Origin of the sequence: Massilia forsythiae (assembly GCF_012849555.1) — a bacterium.
Classification (GTDB): Bacteria; Pseudomonadota; Gammaproteobacteria; order Burkholderiales; family Burkholderiaceae_D; genus Telluria; species Telluria forsythiae.
The window spans coordinates 4,231,469-4,247,794 of the sequence record NZ_CP051685.1; the positions used below are offsets into that span (position 1 = coordinate 4,231,469).

At 66.1% G+C, this 16,326-nt stretch carries 19 protein-coding genes; 12 read left to right on the top strand and 7 right to left on the bottom strand.

Annotated features, from left to right (window positions below):
• Positions 1-23 precede the first annotated feature (23 nt).
• On the top strand, positions 24-1,187 hold the full coding sequence (locus tag HH212_RS17940) for a PAS domain-containing sensor histidine kinase (protein WP_170203715.1): 1,164 nt from the start codon (positions 24-26) through the stop codon (positions 1,185-1,187).
• Positions 1,188-1,208: 21 nt separating this feature from the next.
• On the opposite strand, the gene HH212_RS17945 is transcribed toward HH212_RS17940, so the two are convergent.
• The 4 genes from HH212_RS17945 to HH212_RS17960 form a co-directional block, all read right to left on the bottom strand.
• On the bottom strand, positions 1,209-1,610 hold the full coding sequence (locus HH212_RS17945; protein ID WP_170203716.1) for a response regulator: 402 nt from the start codon (positions 1,608-1,610) through the stop codon (positions 1,209-1,211).
• A gap of 149 nt (positions 1,611-1,759) precedes the next feature.
• On the bottom strand, positions 1,760-2,185 hold the full coding sequence (locus HH212_RS17950) for a DUF7684 family protein (protein ID WP_170203717.1): 426 nt from the start codon (positions 2,183-2,185) through the stop codon (positions 1,760-1,762).
• A 159-nt stretch (positions 2,186-2,344) separates the two neighbouring features.
• Positions 2,345-3,316 carry a serine hydrolase gene (locus HH212_RS17955; RefSeq protein ID WP_170203718.1) on the bottom strand — a complete coding sequence of 324 codons (972 nt, stop codon included), beginning with the start codon at positions 3,314-3,316 and terminating at the stop codon, positions 2,345-2,347.
• A 361-nt stretch (positions 3,317-3,677) separates the two neighbouring features.
• Complete coding sequence (locus tag HH212_RS17960) at positions 3,678-4,691, bottom strand: sulfate ABC transporter substrate-binding protein (protein ID WP_170203719.1); 1,014 nt, start codon at positions 4,689-4,691, stop codon at positions 3,678-3,680.
• A 196-nt stretch (positions 4,692-4,887) separates the two neighbouring features.
• Here HH212_RS17960 and HH212_RS17965 point away from each other — a divergent pair, with 196 nt between their 5' ends.
• The 5 genes from HH212_RS17965 to HH212_RS17985 all read left to right on the top strand — a co-directional run bounded on the left by HH212_RS17965 (position 4,888) and on the right by HH212_RS17985 (position 7,631).
• A complete protein-coding gene (locus HH212_RS17965) occupies positions 4,888-5,403 on the top strand; it encodes a GNAT family N-acetyltransferase (RefSeq protein ID WP_170203720.1) in 516 nt (171 codons plus the stop codon).
• A 95-nt stretch (positions 5,404-5,498) separates the two neighbouring features.
• Complete coding sequence (locus tag HH212_RS17970) at positions 5,499-6,152, top strand: YcbK family protein (RefSeq protein WP_170203721.1); 654 nt, start codon at positions 5,499-5,501, stop codon at positions 6,150-6,152.
• A 175-nt stretch (positions 6,153-6,327) separates the two neighbouring features.
• A complete protein-coding gene (locus tag HH212_RS17975; protein ID WP_170205514.1) occupies positions 6,328-6,636 on the top strand; it encodes a DUF378 domain-containing protein in 309 nt (102 codons plus the stop codon).
• The gene (locus tag HH212_RS17980) at positions 6,615-7,079 is read left to right on the top strand and encodes a metallophosphoesterase family protein (RefSeq protein ID WP_170203722.1); all 465 of its coding nucleotides are present in this window, start codon (positions 6,615-6,617) and stop codon (positions 7,077-7,079) included. Before HH212_RS17975 ends, HH212_RS17980 begins: the two co-directional genes overlap by 22 nt.
• Before the next feature lie 135 nt (positions 7,080-7,214).
• Positions 7,215-7,631 carry a hypothetical protein gene (locus HH212_RS17985; protein ID WP_170203723.1) on the top strand — a complete coding sequence of 139 codons (417 nt, stop codon included), beginning with the start codon at positions 7,215-7,217 and terminating at the stop codon, positions 7,629-7,631.
• 2 nt (positions 7,632-7,633) lie between these two features.
• On the opposite strand, the gene HH212_RS17990 is transcribed toward HH212_RS17985, so the two are convergent.
• Positions 7,634-7,813 (bottom strand): hypothetical protein, encoded by a 180-nt coding sequence (locus tag HH212_RS17990; RefSeq protein WP_170203724.1) that lies wholly within the window; start codon positions 7,811-7,813, stop codon positions 7,634-7,636.
• 105 nt (positions 7,814-7,918) lie between these two features.
• On the opposite strand from HH212_RS17990, the gene HH212_RS17995 reads away from it, so the two are divergent.
• Positions 7,919-10,045 (top strand): putative bifunctional diguanylate cyclase/phosphodiesterase, encoded by a 2,127-nt coding sequence (locus HH212_RS17995; protein ID WP_229217336.1) that lies wholly within the window; start codon positions 7,919-7,921, stop codon positions 10,043-10,045.
• Positions 10,046-10,110: 65 nt separating this feature from the next.
• On the opposite strand, the gene HH212_RS18000 is transcribed toward HH212_RS17995, so the two are convergent.
• A complete protein-coding gene (locus HH212_RS18000; protein WP_170203725.1) occupies positions 10,111-11,787 on the bottom strand; it encodes an electron transfer flavoprotein-ubiquinone oxidoreductase in 1,677 nt (558 codons plus the stop codon).
• 205 nt (positions 11,788-11,992) lie between these two features.
• On the opposite strand from HH212_RS18000, the gene HH212_RS18005 reads away from it, so the two are divergent.
• The 3 genes from HH212_RS18005 to HH212_RS18015 are packed head-to-tail and all read left to right on the top strand — an operon-like array spanning position 11,993 to position 14,135.
• A complete protein-coding gene (locus HH212_RS18005) occupies positions 11,993-12,769 on the top strand; it encodes an SDR family oxidoreductase (RefSeq protein ID WP_170203726.1) in 777 nt (258 codons plus the stop codon).
• A complete protein-coding gene (locus HH212_RS18010; RefSeq protein ID WP_170203727.1) occupies positions 12,766-13,581 on the top strand; it encodes an alpha/beta fold hydrolase in 816 nt (271 codons plus the stop codon). Before HH212_RS18005 ends, HH212_RS18010 begins: the two co-directional genes overlap by 4 nt.
• A complete protein-coding gene (locus HH212_RS18015) occupies positions 13,578-14,135 on the top strand; it encodes an acyl-CoA thioesterase (RefSeq protein ID WP_170203728.1) in 558 nt (185 codons plus the stop codon). The genes HH212_RS18010 and HH212_RS18015 overlap by 4 nt, the downstream gene beginning before the upstream one ends.
• Positions 14,136-14,147: 12 nt before the next feature.
• Here HH212_RS18015 and HH212_RS18020 read toward each other — a convergent pair whose 3' ends face one another.
• Positions 14,148-14,705 (bottom strand): LuxR C-terminal-related transcriptional regulator, encoded by a 558-nt coding sequence (locus tag HH212_RS18020; RefSeq protein ID WP_170203729.1) that lies wholly within the window; start codon positions 14,703-14,705, stop codon positions 14,148-14,150.
• A gap of 159 nt (positions 14,706-14,864) precedes the next feature.
• Here HH212_RS18020 and HH212_RS18025 point away from each other — a divergent pair, with 159 nt between their 5' ends.
• Positions 14,865-15,563 (top strand): CoA transferase subunit A, encoded by a 699-nt coding sequence (locus HH212_RS18025; protein WP_170203730.1) that lies wholly within the window; start codon positions 14,865-14,867, stop codon positions 15,561-15,563.
• 17 nt (positions 15,564-15,580) lie between these two features.
• Positions 15,581-16,231 carry a 3-oxoacid CoA-transferase subunit B gene (locus tag HH212_RS18030; protein ID WP_170203731.1) on the top strand — a complete coding sequence of 217 codons (651 nt, stop codon included), beginning with the start codon at positions 15,581-15,583 and terminating at the stop codon, positions 16,229-16,231.
• Positions 16,232-16,326 lie beyond the last annotated feature (95 nt).

The following is a 16,326-nucleotide window of genomic DNA, read 5'->3' on the forward strand; positions in this document are numbered from 1 at the left end:
CGACGTGCGGGGACGAAACCATCTTGGAAGAAGCAGGCGCACACTGGACAGCAGGGCAGGCCGAGGCGTTCACGCGGCTCATGCTCGGCGGTACGGAACAGTACGGCGTGGTGTTCTATGACGACGCGCTGCGCATCGGCGGCATCAACCATGGCGCCCACTACATCACCGGCTGGACCGCGCAGGAATTGCTCGGCCAGCCGTTCGCCACGCTGTTCGTGCCGGAAGACCGCGAGCGCAAGCTGCACGAGCACGAGGCCAACACCGCGCGCCTGACCGGCGTCGGCGAGGACGAACGCTGGCACCTGCGCAAGGACGGCTCGCGCTTCTGGTCCAGCGGCATGAGCGTGCGCCTGCCGGACGGCGGCTACGTCAAACTCTTCCGCGATGCCACCCACCTGCGCGCGCGCATGAAATACCTGGAAAACGTGCTGCAGGAATGCCACGTCCGGCAGGAAGAAAAGAACGTCTTCATCGGTACCATCGCCCACGAGATGCGCAATCCCCTGTCGCCGCTGAAGACGGCGGTCGAGCTGATGAAGCGCGTCCCGGACGCCGGCGCGCGCATGGAGCGCCCGCTCGGCGTTATGGAACGCCAGATCGGCGCGCTCGAACGCCTGGTCGAGGACTTGGTCGACCTGGTGCGCGTACAGGCCGGCAAGATGAGCATCGCCTACGAGCGCATCGGTCTGCAGGCGTGCATGAGCGAGGCCATCGACAGCTGCCGGCCGGCCGCGGACGGCAAGGGCATCGGCATCCACGGGGTGATGCCGTCGGTGCCGATCGACGTCGAGGCCGATCCGCTGCGGCTGCAGCAGGTGATGCTGAACCTGATCAACAACGCCATCAAGTACACGCCGGCCGGCGGCACGGTCTGGGTCAGCGCCACTACCGACCAGACCCATTTCATCTGCAGCGTGAAGGACGATGGCCAGGGCATCGGCGCCGACCTGCTGCCGCGCATCTTCGATGTCTTCACCCAGGCCGACGGCGCGCAGGGCGAGCGCGGCGCCGGACTCGGCATCGGACTGGCGGTGGTCAAGGAAATCGTGGCGCTGCACCAGGGCACGATCGAGGTGCGCAGCGAGGGGCCGGGCAAGGGCAGCGAATTCATGGTGCGCATTCCGCAGCGGCGTCCGCACGGCGGCGCGCCGGAACCCTTGCCGGCGCCGCAGGCGCCGCATTGATTCAACCGCTGCGGGGCGAAGCTAGAGCGCGCAGGCCGGCGTGGCGTCGACCAGCTTCAGGACGGCCTGCACGTCGGCGGGCTTCACCAGGTGGTGGTTGAAGCCGGCGGCCACCACGCGCGCGCGCGTGCTCTGGTCGTTCCAGCCGGTCAGCGCCGAGATGTAGACGCCCGCCAGGCCGGGCAGGGCGCGCAGCGCCGGGGCCACTTCGTAGCCGCTCATGTGCGGCATGCCGAGGTCGAGGAACACCACTTCGGGGCGGAACGAGACGGCCAGTTCGAGGCCTTCCCGGCCGCTGTTGGCCACCGCGGTGTCGTGGCCGTGCGCACTCACGAACATCGACAGCAGGTCCGCCGCATCCGCGTTGTCATCGATGATGAGGACCCGGCGCTTGGGCGCCGCGTGTCCGGAATTCGTAAACATAGTTGCTCGCTGATCTTGCCGGAAGACTGGGTGGTTTGGCTGGGAAGGCTGTCGGCAGACGCCGCTTTGTTAAGCGAATTATACAGTGGCGTCACAAATTTGTGAGCATGAATCCGCTTGCGCCGCGTGCGCCGTCCCGGGTGCCGGTTTCAGGCGTCGGCGTACGCGGCTTCGAGTTCGTTCCTGCGCGGCGTGTCCGCGATGTGCAGGATCAGGGTGCGCTTGAGCGGCCCGGCCGGATGCGCGGCGCGGTGCTTCGAGAACCAGAACACTTCTTCCAGGTCATCGTCCTCGTGCGACGTCGTGATGAATACCTGCTCCGGCGTCACCTCGGCATAGCTGGCGGCTTCCTCGGCCGCTTCCTCGGCGGCTTCGCTCCAGGCGGCGCAGTCCTTGCCCCAGGTCATGAGGAGACGGCAGCCGGATGCGGCCAGCCAGCGCGCCGCCTCCCACTGCCACATCTGGGCGCTCTCGTCGTCGGCCACCAGGATGGCGGCGAAGGGCGTGGTGTCGCGCATCGCGGGCAGTCCGGCATCGGGCGCCAGGTGCAGGTAATCGACGGTGGTTCTTTGCATGGCGGCTGGCGGAAAACGGGAAAGCCGGGATTATCGCATTGCTTGCCGGACGGCGGCGCCCGCATCGGCTGCCGTCGGCATGCGCGCCGATGCCGGCGCGCCAAAGAAAAAAGCCGGAACGGTCGCCCGTTCCGGCCTGGTCCTGTCACCGCGCCGTGATCAGCGGTGGCGGCGGTGGCGCGTCACCAGCGCGTGCTTGACGCGGGCGCGCGCGGCGACGGCCTTGGCACGCGCATTGCCGGCGGCCGCCTTGATGCGGGCGCCGGCGGTGGTGGCCTTGATGCGCGGACCGCCGGCGGCGGCGCGCAGGCGCGGCTTGGCGGGTTCCGGCGCCGGGGCGGCGTCGCCCAGCACGTGGCGGCGGATGTTCAGGGCGTCCAGCACGCGCACCGACGAGGCGCCGGCGTTGAGCAGCACCATGGTCGCGTTCTTGCCGGCGGCTTTTACGCGCATGATCAGGCAGCGGCCGGCTTCCTGGGTATAGCCGGTCTTGGACAAACCGATGTCCCAGCCCTTGGCGCCCACCAGGCGGTTGGTGTTGTGGTACTCGACGTCACGGCCCTTGATGTTGATCAGGTGCTCGGACGAGGTCGTGATGCGCGTGATTTCCGCATAGTTCGAGGCGGCGGTCGCCATCTTGACCAGGTCGGCCGCGGTCGAACGGTTGTTCGGGCTGAGGCCGGTCGGTTCCTCGATCACGGTCTGGTTCATGCCCAGCGCGGCGATCTTGCGCCTGACGGCGGCGGTAAACGCCGGCATGCCGCCCGGATAGGTGCGGCCCAGCGAGGCGGCGGCGCGGTTATCCGACGACATTAGCGCTAGCTGCAGCACGTCGCGGCGCGGGATGGTGGCGCCGACCGGCACGCGCGAGGTGCTGTGCTTGAGCATGTCGACGTCGCTCTTTTCGATTTCGATCGGCTCGTTCATGTCCTGGTGGGCGTCGAGCACCACCATGGCGGTCATGAGCTTGGTCAGGGAAGCGATCGGCACCACGGTAGAGGCGTTCTTTTCGAACAGCACCTTGCCGGTACCGTCTTCCACCACCAGTACCGATTGCGATCCGAACGGCACGGCGAGGGCCGCCGCACTGGAAATCGTCAGCAGTGCGGCAGCGAGGAATTGTTTGATCATGGATGAGTAATTAGGTACGGTTAATGGTCGGGCGCCGATAGACGCGGAGCATCAAAACGTCGGGGCAAGCCGTAGCGTCAAGCTACTTTGCCGATTTTCCATTGAGCCATAGCACCCGGATTGACATATCTCTATGCCTATCTCGGAAAATCAGACCCAATGGCAAGATTCTACAAGAAAAAAAAGCCTTGCGTTGTCGCAAGGCCTTAATTGTGAACGGGAATTTTGAAGCGTACTGCCGCCAAAGCGTCGTCAAATGACCATAATTTGTAGGCAACGTGCATTTTGCTGTATATCCATACAGTTATATTGCCGATTCACCCTGCATATTATTTCCATTTTGAATTAAATGGGCTCAAGATTATTTTGACTGATAAATTTTGTCGAATTCGCCGCCATCGTCGAAGTGTCGCTTCTGCGCAGCACGCCAGCCGCCGAAAGCGTCGTCGACCGTGAACAACTGGATCGGCTTGTAGTTCGCGGCAAACTGCTTCATCACGCTTTCGTTACGCACGCGCATGTAGTGCTTGGCGCCGATCGCCTGTCCGGCATTCGAGTACAGGAAGTTCAGGTAGGCGGTGGCCTGCTTGCGCACGCCCTTGCGGTCGACCACCTTGTCGACCACGGCCACCGGCGATTCGGCCAGCACGGAAATCGACGGATACACGACCTCGAAGTTGTCGCCGAATTCGGCGCGCACCAGGTTGACTTCGTTTTCGAAGGTGACCAGGGCGTCGCCGATCTGGCGCTGCGTGAACGTGGTGGTGGCGGCGCGGCCGCCGCCGTCTAGCACCGGCACGTTCTTGAAGATGCGGCCGACCAGGTCGCGCGCCTGGGCTTCGCTGCCGCCCTTGCGGGTGACCGAGCCCCACGCCGCCAGGTAGGTGTAGCGGCCGTTGCCGGCGGTCTTCGGGTTCGGGATCACGACCTTGACGCCCGGCTTGGCCAGGTCGGCCCAGTCGCGGATCTGCTTCGGATTGCCCTTGCGCACCAGGAACACCATGGTCGAGTAGTACGGCGCGGCATTGTTCGGGAACTTCCTGGCCCAGTCCTTCGCCACCAGGCCGCGGTCGGCCAGCATGTCGATGTCGTTGGCCTGGTTCATGGTGACGACCGAGGCTTCCAGGCCGTCCGCCACCGCGCGTGCCTGCTTGCTGGAACCGCCGTGCGACTGCTTGATGGTTAGGTCTTCGCCGCTGGCCTTTTTCCATTCGGCGACGAAGGCCGGGTTCACATCCTTGTACAGCTCGCGCGCCACGTCGTAGGACACGTTCAGCAGCTCGGGACCGGCGGCGTGCGCGGCCAGCGGCAGCAGGGCGCTGCCCATGCCGATGGCCAGTACCAGGCGGCGCAGGGCGGACATCTTGATCGTCATATCATTTTTCCTGTTAAAAATCATTGAGACACATGCATCATCCATGAGCGAAATGCAAAACTAAAGTACATTTTTATCATATGCATAGACGGTCTTCCTGGATGGGTTCGCCCAAAGCAGAGATGCGGGCTTTGGGTTATAGTCCGGCCTTTGCCGTTAACGGCAACTTTGTCCGGACTCTTTGCGAGCGCATGAAATGAGCATTGACATTCGCCAGGCGACTCCCAGCGACGCGGCGGCAGCCTGCACGGTGCTGCGCAGGTCGATCGAAGAGGGCTGCAAGGCCGATCACGCGCAGCAGCCCGCCATCCTGCAAGCTTGGCTCGGCAACAAGACGCTGCAGAACGTGCTGGCCTGGTTTTCCTCGCCCAGCAATTATGCGGTGGTGGCCGAGCGCGACGGCGAGCTGGCCGGCCTGGCGCTGCTGACCCCGGCCGGCAAGCTGGCCCTGTGCTACGTGGTGCCGGAAGGCTTGCGCGCCGGCGTCGGGCGGCGCCTGCTGGAAGCGGTCGAGCGCGAGGCGCGCAGCCGCAACATCAGCAAGCTGCACATGCACAGCCCGGCCTCGGCCAGCCCGTTCTTCGAACGCCTCGGCTATGTCAATGCCGGCAAGGACAAGGCGTGCTTCGGCCTGGAATGCGATTTCCTGTGGAAGCAGCTGGATGCGTCCACGCCTCCGCTATGCAAGCGTTTCTGTAAATGCGGTGAATAAGTTGTCTAATTGCATTAACGTTCTGTAACACGAACGCATCTTTTTTCCTGTTGTGCGTTGCGCTATAGTGTGCGCCCCACCATGATGAGTTCGTTATGTCTTCCCGTAGAGAGTTTTTCAACCAAGGCCTGCGCCTGACCGCCCTCGGCCTGGTGGCCGTTCCCCTGCTGGATGCCGAGGCCGCACAGCGCGCCGCCCAGGCGAATGCGCCCAGCACCGACATGGAGCCGCCGCCCGACCTGTTCGATGCCCAGGTGGTCGACCGCGACTTCTGGGCCAAGCCGCGCACCCTGACCGTGGTGCGTCCCGCCAGCGGTGAGAAAGCCCAGGTGCTGTACTGGAAGGATGGCGAGATGATCGATTCCGCCTACCAGGAACTGTGCCACATGCTGCGCGACGTCAACGGCAAGGCGTCGATCCCGATCGATCCCAAGCTGCTGGAAACCCTGTGGGCGTCGCAAGCCTTCGTGGCGCGCTACGGCCTGGAAAAGCCGCTCGAGATCCTGTCCGGCTACCGTACCCCGGCGTCCAACAGCCGCCTGATCGAGCAGGGCGTGCCGGCCGCGCGCCAGTCGCTGCACATGTCCGGCAAGGCCGCCGACGTACGCATTGCCGGCCTCACCGAGGAAGTGCTCGGCGGCCTGGTGCGCAGTTTCCGCCACGGCGGCGTCGGCTTCTATTACCGTTCCGGCCCCAGGGGCGGCTGGATCCATGCGGATACCGGCCTGAACCGGACCTGGAAGGGCTGACCGCCATCCACGGCGCCGTCCCCCGTCCCGCGCGCATGCCGGGCGGATAGACGGCGCACGCTTCTTCGCGAATTTGCTATCTTGAAGGGACGGCTCGCGCCGCGCCGGGAAATCGTCGGATTTTCCGTATCAACTTCCGTATCAATCTTCCGGTCACAACGAAAGGGAGGACATGATGGCAAGCGTGAATGCACCAACCATGGAACGGCGCCACCTGCCCGAGCGGCGCGCGTCCGTGCGCGAAGGACATGCAGCGATGTCGGCGGTCGACTACATCGCCATGGCGCTGTTGATCATCGGCGGCCTGAACTGGGCCATGGTCGGCTTGTTCGACATCGACGTGGTGGCGACCCTGTTCGGCCTGGGCAGCCCGGCCAGCCGGGTGGTGTATGTGCTGGTCGGCATCGCCGCCCTGTATTCGATCTATACGGCGGCCAAGATGAGCCGCGCCGACAGGCTCGGATGGCACTCCGGATCGGCCTGATCTCCGATACCCACGGACTGCTGCGTCCGGAGGCGCTCGATTACCTGGCCGGCTGCGACCATATCGTGCATGGCGGCGATATCGGCGGGCCGGACATCCTCGAGCGTCTTGCAGGGCTGGCGCCGCTCACGGTCGTGCGCGGCAACAACGACATGGCGCCCTGGACTGCGGCGCTGCCGCTGACCGCGCGCCTCGAATTCGGGGGCGTGGCGCTGTATGCCGTGCACGACATCGCCGACCTCGACATCGACCCGGCGGCGGCCGGCGTGCGCGTGGTGGTGTCCGGCCATTCGCACCGCCCGGCCTGGGCCGAGCGCGGCGGGGTGCTGTACGTGAATCCCGGCAGCGCCGGGCGGCGCCGCTTCAGCCTGCCGATCGCGGCCGGCGAATTGCTGATCGAGGAAGGCCGGGTGACGGTCAACCTGGCGACGCTGGCGGCGTAGGGGCGACGCGCGTTCCGCTGCGGCATGGCTTGCGGCGCTCGACGGCGGCCAGGCAAGCCGTGCTGGCCCGGCGCGGCAAAATGCCTTAGCATACGCGCCGTTTCCACCATTCTTGCGCTTGCCGCGATCGCCCTCATGAGCCAGCCACCCGCCAACGACAGCGCCGACCGTCCCCGTTTCCGTCCTGTGCCCTGGACCGCGCTGGAAACGCCGCAGGACGTCGAACTGTGGATCGCCGAGCACAACCAGACCATGCAGGAAACCATCCGCCCGCAGGAAACCGGCGTCGGCGTGCGCTTTCGCCTGGCCGTCGGCGGCGACGTTTACATGCAGACCACGGCCGACGCCGTGCTCCTCGACATCGAGCCGGACGCGGCCTGGATCGCGCCGCTGGTGATGGCCGCCACCGGCGCCGAGCAGCCGGCCGGCCAGGTCTGGATCCTGTCCGACGACAAGCTGGTGCAGCTGCTGCTGGGCCTGTCGAGCCTGGTGGAAAGTTCGCTGATCGTCACCGGCCACAATTTCGGCAAGCATGCGCGCCGCATGCTCTGACGTCATTTTCCACTGCTTGCGTCGAACAGGCACGAATTTGATGCCTGTGGATTGATCTTCTTCAAGCTCTGTTCATTCTGCTGCACCCTGTTGTGCATCGGCCGCGCTGCCGGCGCCGCCGTGCGCGCGAACGTTGCATGCCAACGCCGCTTGCCCCATAAAGCGGACGGCAGCGGCAACATGCGCTCGACATGCGCGGCACGACCGTGCTAGGCTTTACCGTCAGGCAACATCATCGCGTCACCAATCCAGCGCAACGTCAATCGATAACCGCTTCGCGAGGTGAGATGGACAAGGACGTGCACATGCCGGCCGCCATGGCCGGGCAGCTCGACAGCGGCATCGGCGCCGAACGGCTGCGCCACGAGCAGGAACAGGCGCGCTACAACGAACTTCACCTGCTGGCGCCGTTCGGCTATTTCGTGGTCGGCATCGACGGCCGCATCCTGCAGGCCAACCTGGCCGGCGCGCGCATGCTGGGCATCGTGCGCGCCGGGACCGAGCGCTGCCATTTCCGCGATTTCGTGCGGCGTGCCTGGCGCCCCGGCTTCGACGCCTTCTTCGAGGCTGCCTTGAACAGCCGCACGCCGCAGCGCCACCGGCTGGAAATGACCTGCGTCGACGGCGGCCTGCCGGCGCCGGTGAAGCTGCTGGCCAGCGCCGACGGCAGCGCCCAGGCCTGCCGCATCGTGGTCGAACCGGTCGAGCCGCAGGACCAGCTGGCCGCGCTGGAACGCAGCGAGGAACGCTTCCGCCGCATCGTGCATTGCGCCGGCGAGGGCATCTGGGAAATCGACGCCTTCGGCTTCATCACCTTCGTCAATCCGAAGATGGCGGCGCTGCTCGGCTGCGATATCGAAGACCTGATCGAGCAGCCGCTGGTGCGCTTCATGGACGAGGAGGGCCGCGCGCGCTTCGAGGCGCACGACGTGCGCCGCCCGCACGCGCAGGGCGAACGGGTCGAGCTGAAGTTCGTGCGCCGCGACGGCGCCGAGCTGTGGACCAGCGCCGCCACCACGCCGCTGTTCGACGCCGCCGGCCACTACCTCGGCGCGCTGGCGCTGGTCAGCGACATCACGCGCCAGCGCGCCTCGGCCGAACGCATCTGGCACCAGGCCAACTACGACGAACTGACCGGCCTGCCCAACCGCCACATGTTCCGCGACCGCCTGCGCCAGGAAATGCACAAGGCCGACCGCGGCGCCGGCTTCGCGGCGCTGCTGTTCATCGACCTGGACCACTTCAAGGAAGTCAATGACCGCCTCGGGCATGCGGTGGGCGACGCGCTGCTGGCCGAGGCGGCGCGCCGGGTCAAGGGCTGCGTGCGCGCTTCCGACACCCTGGCGCGCCTGGGCGGCGACGAGTTCACGGTGATCCTGGCCGGACTGGACCGGGTTGCCAGCGTCGACCGCATCGCCCAGGCCATCATCGACGCGCTGGCGCATCCGTTCGACCTGCAGGGTGAGTCGGCGTCGGTGTCGGCCTCGGTCGGCATCGCGTTGTATCCGGCCGACGCGCGCGGCCTGCCCGAACTGCTGTCGTACGCCGACCAGGCCATGTACGCGGCCAAGAACGCCGGCTGCAACCGCTACAGCTACTTCACGCCCGACCTGCAGGAAGCGGCGCTGGCGCGCCAGGCCATCGCCCGCGAACTGCGCCAGGCGCTGGCCGAGGGCCAGTTCGAGATCCTGTACCAGCCGATCGTCTCGCTGCGCAGCAACAGCGTGCACAAGGCCGAGGCGCTGCTGCGCTGGCGCCATCCGCAGCGCGGCCTGCTGGCGCCGGCGCAGTTCATCCCGTTCGCCGAGAGCAGCGGCCTGATCGTCGAGATCGGCGACTGGGTGTTCCGCGAAGCGGCGCGCCAGGCCCAGCGCTGGCAGCGCAGCATCGCGCCCGGCTTCCAGGTCAGCGTCAACAAGTCGCCGGTGCAGTTCCGGCGCGACGCCGCGCTGTACCAGGGTTGGGTGGAAGCGCTGCGCGAACTGGCGCTGCCGCCGCGCAGCCTGGTGATGGAGATCAGCGAGAGCACGCTGCTGGACGGCGCCGAGCGCGTGGTCGAGCGCCTCGGCAACTACCAGGCGCTCGGACTGCAGGTGGCGCTCGACCACTTCGGCACCGGGCATGCCTCGCTGGCGCACCTGAAGCGCTACGCGATCGACTTCGTCAAGATCGATTCTTCGCTGGCGGCGCTGGCGGAAAGCGACAACAGCGAACTGGCCCTGGTCGGCGCCATCGTCGCCATGGCGCACAAGCTGGGCCTGGAAGTGGTGGCGGAAGGGGTGGAGACGCCGGCCCAGCGCATGCTGCTCAAGGAAGCCGGCTGCGATTACGCGCAAGGTTTTATATTCGGCAAGCCGATGACGGCGCTGGAACTCGAAACCCTGGCGGCGAACCGGATGGGCGGCGCCGCCTGACCCGGCCGCATCCGGCGCGGCGGCCGCGCCAATGAAAAACCGGCGCATCGTGCGCCGGTTTTCGATCACATGTTCGGATAATTCGGTCCGCCGCCGCCTTCCGGCGTCACCCACACGATGTTCTGGGTCGGGTCCTTGATGTCGCAGGTCTTGCAGTGCACGCAGTTCTGGGCGTTGATCTGCAAACGGTCGCGCCCTTCGTCGGTTTTTACATACTCGTACACCCCGGCCGGACAGTAGCGCTGTTCCGGACCGGCGTACTTGGCCAGGTTGACCTCGACCGGCACGTTCGGGTTCTTCAGCGTCAGGTGTACCGGCTGGTCCTCGGCATGGTTGGTGTTCGAGATGAACACCGACGACAGGCGGTCGAAGGTCAGCTTGCCGTCCGGCTTCGGGTACACGATCGGCGTGTATTCCGCGGCCGGGCGCAGGCATTCGTGGTCGGCATGCTTGTGGTGCAGCGTCCACGGCGCCTTGCCCTTGAAGACGATCTGGTCGATGCCGGTCATGATGGTGCCGACGTACAGGCCACGGCTCATCCACGGCTTGAAGTTGCGCGCCACGTGCAGTTCCTCGCGCAGCCAGGATTGCTCGAACGCGGCCGGGTAGGCGGCCAGTTCGTCGTGCTGGCGGTTCTCGCCCAGCGCGGCGAAGGCGGCGTCGGCGGCCAGCATGCCGGTCTTGATGGCGGCGTGGCTGCCCTTGATGCGGCTGACGTTGAGGAAGCCGGCGTCGCAGCCGAGCAGGGCGCCGCCCGGGAACACGGTCTTCGGCAGCGATTGCAGGCCGCCCGCGGTGATCGCGCGCGCGCCGTAGGAGATGCGCTTGCCGCCCTCGAAGAAGTGGCGGATAGCCGGGTGCGTCTTGTAGCGCTGGAATTCCTCGTACGGCGACAAGTACGGATTCTGGTAAGCCAGGCCGACCACGAAGCCGACCGCGACCTGGTTGTTTTCCAGGTGGTACATGAACGAGCCGCCGTAGGTATCGGAGGCCAGCGGCCAGCCGGCCGTATGGATCACCAGGCCAGGCTGGTGCTTGGCCGGGTCGATCTCCCACAGTTCCTTGATGCCCAGGCCGTAGGTCTGCGGATCGCGGCCCCTGGCCAGGTCGTACTTGGCGATCAATTGCCGGCCCAGGTGGCCGCGCGAGCCTTCCGCGAACAGCGTGTACTTGGCGTGCAGCTCCATGCCGAGCTGGAAGGCGTCGGTCGGCTCGCCGTGGCGGTTCACGCCCATGTTGCCGGTGGCGACGCCTTTCACCGAACCGTCGTCGTTGTACAGCACCTCGGCCGCGGGGAAACCGGGGAAGATCTCGACGCCCAGCGCCTCGGCCTGCTGGCCCAGCCAGCGCACCAGGTTGGCCAGCGAGATCACGTAGTTGCCGTGGTTGTTGAGCGCCTTCGGGATCATGAAGGCCGGGGTGGCGTACGACTTGGTCTCGGTCAAGAACAGCACGCGGTCCTCGGTGACCGCGGTATTCAGCGGCGCGCCCAGTTCCTTCCAGTCGGGGAACAGCTCGGTCAGCGCGCGCGGATCGACCACCGCGCCCGACAAGATGTGCGCGCCCAGCTCGCCGCCTTTTTCCAGGACACAGACCGACACCTCGCGGCCCTGCGCCGCCGCCAGCTGCTTCAGGCGGATCGCCGCCGCCAGGCCGCCGGGGCCGCCGCCGACGACGACCACGTCGTATTCCATCGCTTCGCGCGGGCCGTATTGTTCGAGGAGTTCGTTGGTCTGAGTCATTGTCTTGTAGTCTTAAAAAAATTTAAGCACGAGTGTGCACTTTTTTACTTATGTTTGCAACGCCGAGCGCCATTTTAGGGCAAGTCGCCACCTCGGCAATCGAATGAGCGGTGAATTGTGTAATGATTATGCGTGCGCAACGCAGCGAACCGGGTGCCGGCGTCGCCGGACGTGTTCGCGGGAATCTGCAGAAGGGGAGCCGACCGTGGGTATTGAAGTCAATTTCGAAGGAAAGATCGCGATGGTGACCGGCGCGTCCAGCGGGCTGGGGGCGCGCTTCGCCAAGGCACTGGCCGGCGCCGGGGCCCAGGTGGTGCTGGCCTCGCGCCGCCTGGACCGGCTCAAGGAACTGCGCGCGGAAATCGAGGCCGAAGGCGGCGCCGCCCACGTGGTGACGCTCGACGTGACCGACCTGGCCAGCATCAAGTCGGCCATCGCCCACGCCGAGACCGAGGCCGGCCCGATCGATATCCTGGTCAACAATTCCGGCGTGTCGACCACCCAGCGCCTGCTCGACGTGACCGAGGACGACTACGGCTACGTGATGGACACCAACCTGCGCGGTGCCTTCTTCATGGCCCAGCAGACGGCGAAACGCATGATCCAGCGCGCCAAGGGCGACCCCAGGAAGCAGCACCGCATCGTCAACATCGCCTCGGTGGCCGGCCTGCGCGTGCTGCCGCAGATCGGCGTGTACTGCATGAGCAAGGCCGGCGTGGTGCAGATGACCAAGGCCATGGCGGTCGAGTGGGGCAAGTACGGCATCAACGTCAACGCCATCTGCCCCGGCTACATCGCCACCGAGATGAACGAGGATTACTTCGACACCGAGCAGGGCCGGAAGCTGATCGAGATGCTGCCGCGCCGCCGCGCCGGCCGCCCGGAAGACCTGGACGGCCTGCTGCTGCTGCTGGCGGCCGAGGAAGCGCACTTCATCAACGGGGCCATCATCACCGCCGACGACGGCATGACCGCGCAATGAGCGGCGCGGCGCCCGCACGGCGCACGCCGCTGTTGATGATCCATGGCCTGCTCGGACCGATCGATTACTTCGATCCGGCCCGCGGCCTGCCGCAACTGGACATCCACACGCCCGACATGGCCGGCTACAGCTGCCGGCGCGTCGACACCGAGGGTATCGACCTGCCCGGCCAGGCGGCCGCGCTGGCGCGCTACCTGCGCGAGCGCATCGGCAGGCCGAGCTGGCTGCTCGGCCACAGCGTCGGCGGCGCGGTCGCGATGATGGTGGCCGACCTGGAGCCGGACCTGGTACGCGGCCTGGTCAGCGTGGAAGGCAACTTCACGCTGCGCGACGCGTTCTGGTGCGCACGCATCGCGCGGCTGGACGAAGCCGAGTGGGCACTGGAGTACGGCGCCATGGAAGACGCGCCGGCCGCCTGGCTGGAAAAGAACGGCATCGAGGCCGGCGACGAGCGCCTCCGCTGGGCGCGCGAGATCCTCGCCAACCAGCCGTACACGACGGTGCAGTCGATGGCGCGCTCGGTGGTGAGCGCGACCGGTGCCCCGGACTGGCTCGATTTGGTGCGGCGCGTGCTGGTGCGCGGCACACCGCTGGTCCTGTTCGCCGGCGAGCTGTCCGCCGCCGGCTGGGATGTGCCGGAATGGGTGCTGGCGGCGGCGCGCCGGGTCGTGGCGCAGCCGAAGACCGGCCACATGATGATGCTCGAGGATCCGGCGAACTTCTGCCGGATGCTGGGGGCGATCGTCGAAGGGGAGGCCGGCGCCACGCCGCCTCCGGACATGGATGTTCTTAACGAAGCAAGGCAACGATGAGTCAGCAACAAGCAATCCGGCAACACGAGTCCCAGGACAATCCGCAGCAAGACCAGCACCAAGATCCGCAGCAGACTGCGCGCCGGCAGAAAGCATTGCAGGACCTGCAGCACAATCTCAAGCAGGTTCCTTCCCAGGATGCCAGGCCGGTGCACGTGATGCGCCAGGCCATCCGCTGGGGCGACATGGATGCCTTCGGGCACGTCAACAATACTGTCTATTTCCGCTACATGGAAACGGCGCGCATCGCCTTCCTGGAACAGGCGGCGGGCGCCTTCGATGCGGCGGGCGAGGGGCCGGTGATCGTTACCGCCTACTGCAACTTCGGCAAGCAGCTGACCTATCCGGGCGAGATCGAGGTGCGCACCTTCGCCGGCCCGGCCGGCCGCTCCAGCTTCGAGGTGACCCACGAGATCCGCCTGGTGGACGCGGACGGCGAAGCCGGCGACGTGCATGCCGCCGGCGGCGGCAAGGTCGTCTGGGTCGACTACAAGGCGGAAAAATCGGTGCCGCTGCCGGCGGCGCTCAAGGCGATGCTGCCGGCGGCCGCCTGACGGCGGGTCCGGTCAGCGCGCCCCGACCAGCTTGTGCACCAGTTCCGACGAGGTCGACGCCGAGAACTTCTTCATCAGCTTGGCGCGGTGCATCTCGACCGTGCGCGGCGACAGGCCGGTGTCGCGCGCGATGATCTTGCTGGTCTTGCCCTCGACCAGCAGGGCGGCGATCTCGCGCTCGCGCGGGGTCAGCTCGGCCGTCACCGGGCGCTTTTCGCTGACGTCCTCGAAGGTCCAGACGCCGGCGCCCAGCGGCGCGCGGGCGTCGAGGGCACGCCCGTTCACGTGGCACCAGAACAGTTCGCCGTCGCCGCGGCGCATGATGCGCTCGTCCGAATAGCGGCCCTTCAGGTTCATGATCGGGACGATGCGGTCGCCGGTGCGCAGGAACTCGTCCATGGTCGGATACAGCACCGAAAACGATCGGCCATGCAGTTGCGTGCGCTCATAACCGAACATGGCGGCCAGGGCATGGTTGCAGGACTGGATCACGCGGTCCACGGAGATGCACATGCCCACCGGCGCGTGCTGGAAAATCATCTCGTAATCGATGGCGTATGATGCGTTCATGGGATGACGGTCCGACGTTTCCCGGCGAATTTGTTGCCGGTAGTTCTACGGTATTGTGCTTTCGAGGGCGGTATTTTAAGCTCGGATCCGACTCTGCGGTACATAAACAAGAGCGGCTTTGAATCGCTTTGCTTAACGCTTAACTATCAAGGGACGGGTATGAACAAAGTTTATCCTGATGCGCGATCTGCGCTGGAGGGGGTGGTGCAGGATGGCCAGACGATCGCCGTCGGCGGTTTCGGCCTGTGCGGCATTCCCGAGGCGCTGATCCTGGCGCTGCGCGATTCCGGCGTCAAGGACTTGACCGCCATTTCGAACAACGCCGGCGTCGACGACTTCGGCCTGGGCCAGTTGCTGACCACGCGCCAGATCAAGAAGATGATCGCGTCCTACGTCGGCGAAAACAAGGAGTTCGCGCGCCAGTACCTGGCCGGCGAACTCGAGCTGGAGTTCACGCCGCAGGGCACGCTGGCCGAGAAACTGCGCGCCGGCGGCGCCGGCATCCCGGCCTTTTTTACGCGCACCGGCTACGGTACCATCGTGGCGGAAGGCAAGGAAACCCGCGAGTTCGACGGCGACATGTACGTGATGGAACACGCGCTGTTCCCGGACGTGTCGCTGGTCAAGGCCTGGAAGGCCGACCGCGCCGGCAACCTGGTGTTCCGCAAGACCGCGCGCAACTTCAACCCGAACGTCGCCACCGCGGGCAAGGTCTGCATCGTCGAAGTCGAGGAACTGGTCGAGATCGGCGACATCGATCCGGACCAGGTGCATACCCCGAGCATCTTCGTGCACCGCATCGTTCACAACCCCACGCCGGAAAAGCGCATCGAGCAGCGCACCGTGCGTCAAGCCTGACCAGGACGGAGACAAGCATGGCATGGACTCGTGACCAAATGGCCGCACGCGCGGCGCAAGAACTGCAGGACGGTTTTTATGTGAACCTGGGCATCGGCTTGCCGACCCTGGTGGCCAACTACGTTCCCGCCGATATCGAAGTGTTCCTGCAGTCGGAAAACGGCTTGCTCGGCATCGGCCCGTTCCCGATCGATGCCGAGGTGGACGCCGACCTGATCAACGCCGGCAAGCAGACCGTCACCGCGCTGCCGGGTTCGGCCTACTTCAGCTCGGCCGATTCCTTCGGTATGATCCGCGGCGGCAAGATCAACCTCGCCATCCTGGGCGCGATGCAGGTGTCGCAGCAGGGCGACCTGGCCAACTGGATGATCCCGGGCAAGATGGTGAAGGGCATGGGCGGCGCCATGGACCTGGTGGCCGGCGTCAAGCGCGTGGTGGTGGTGATGGAGCACGTCGCCACCGCCAAGGACGGCTCGACCAGCCACAAGATCCTGAAGCAATGCGACCTGCCGCTGACCGGTGTGGGCGTGGTCGATCGCATCATCACCGACCTCGGGGTGATCGACGTGACCACGACCGGCCTCAAGCTGGTGGAGCTGGCGCCGGGTGTGACGGCCGGGGAGGTGGTGGCGGCCACGCAAGCGGAACTGGACGTGTCGGCGGTGTAGGCTTTCAGAGGCCGCTTGACGCCAACGTGAAAAGGAGCGGGGTGCCTGGCTGGCATCCCGCTCCTTTTTCAATGGTGCTGTTGTCCTGTCGCAGT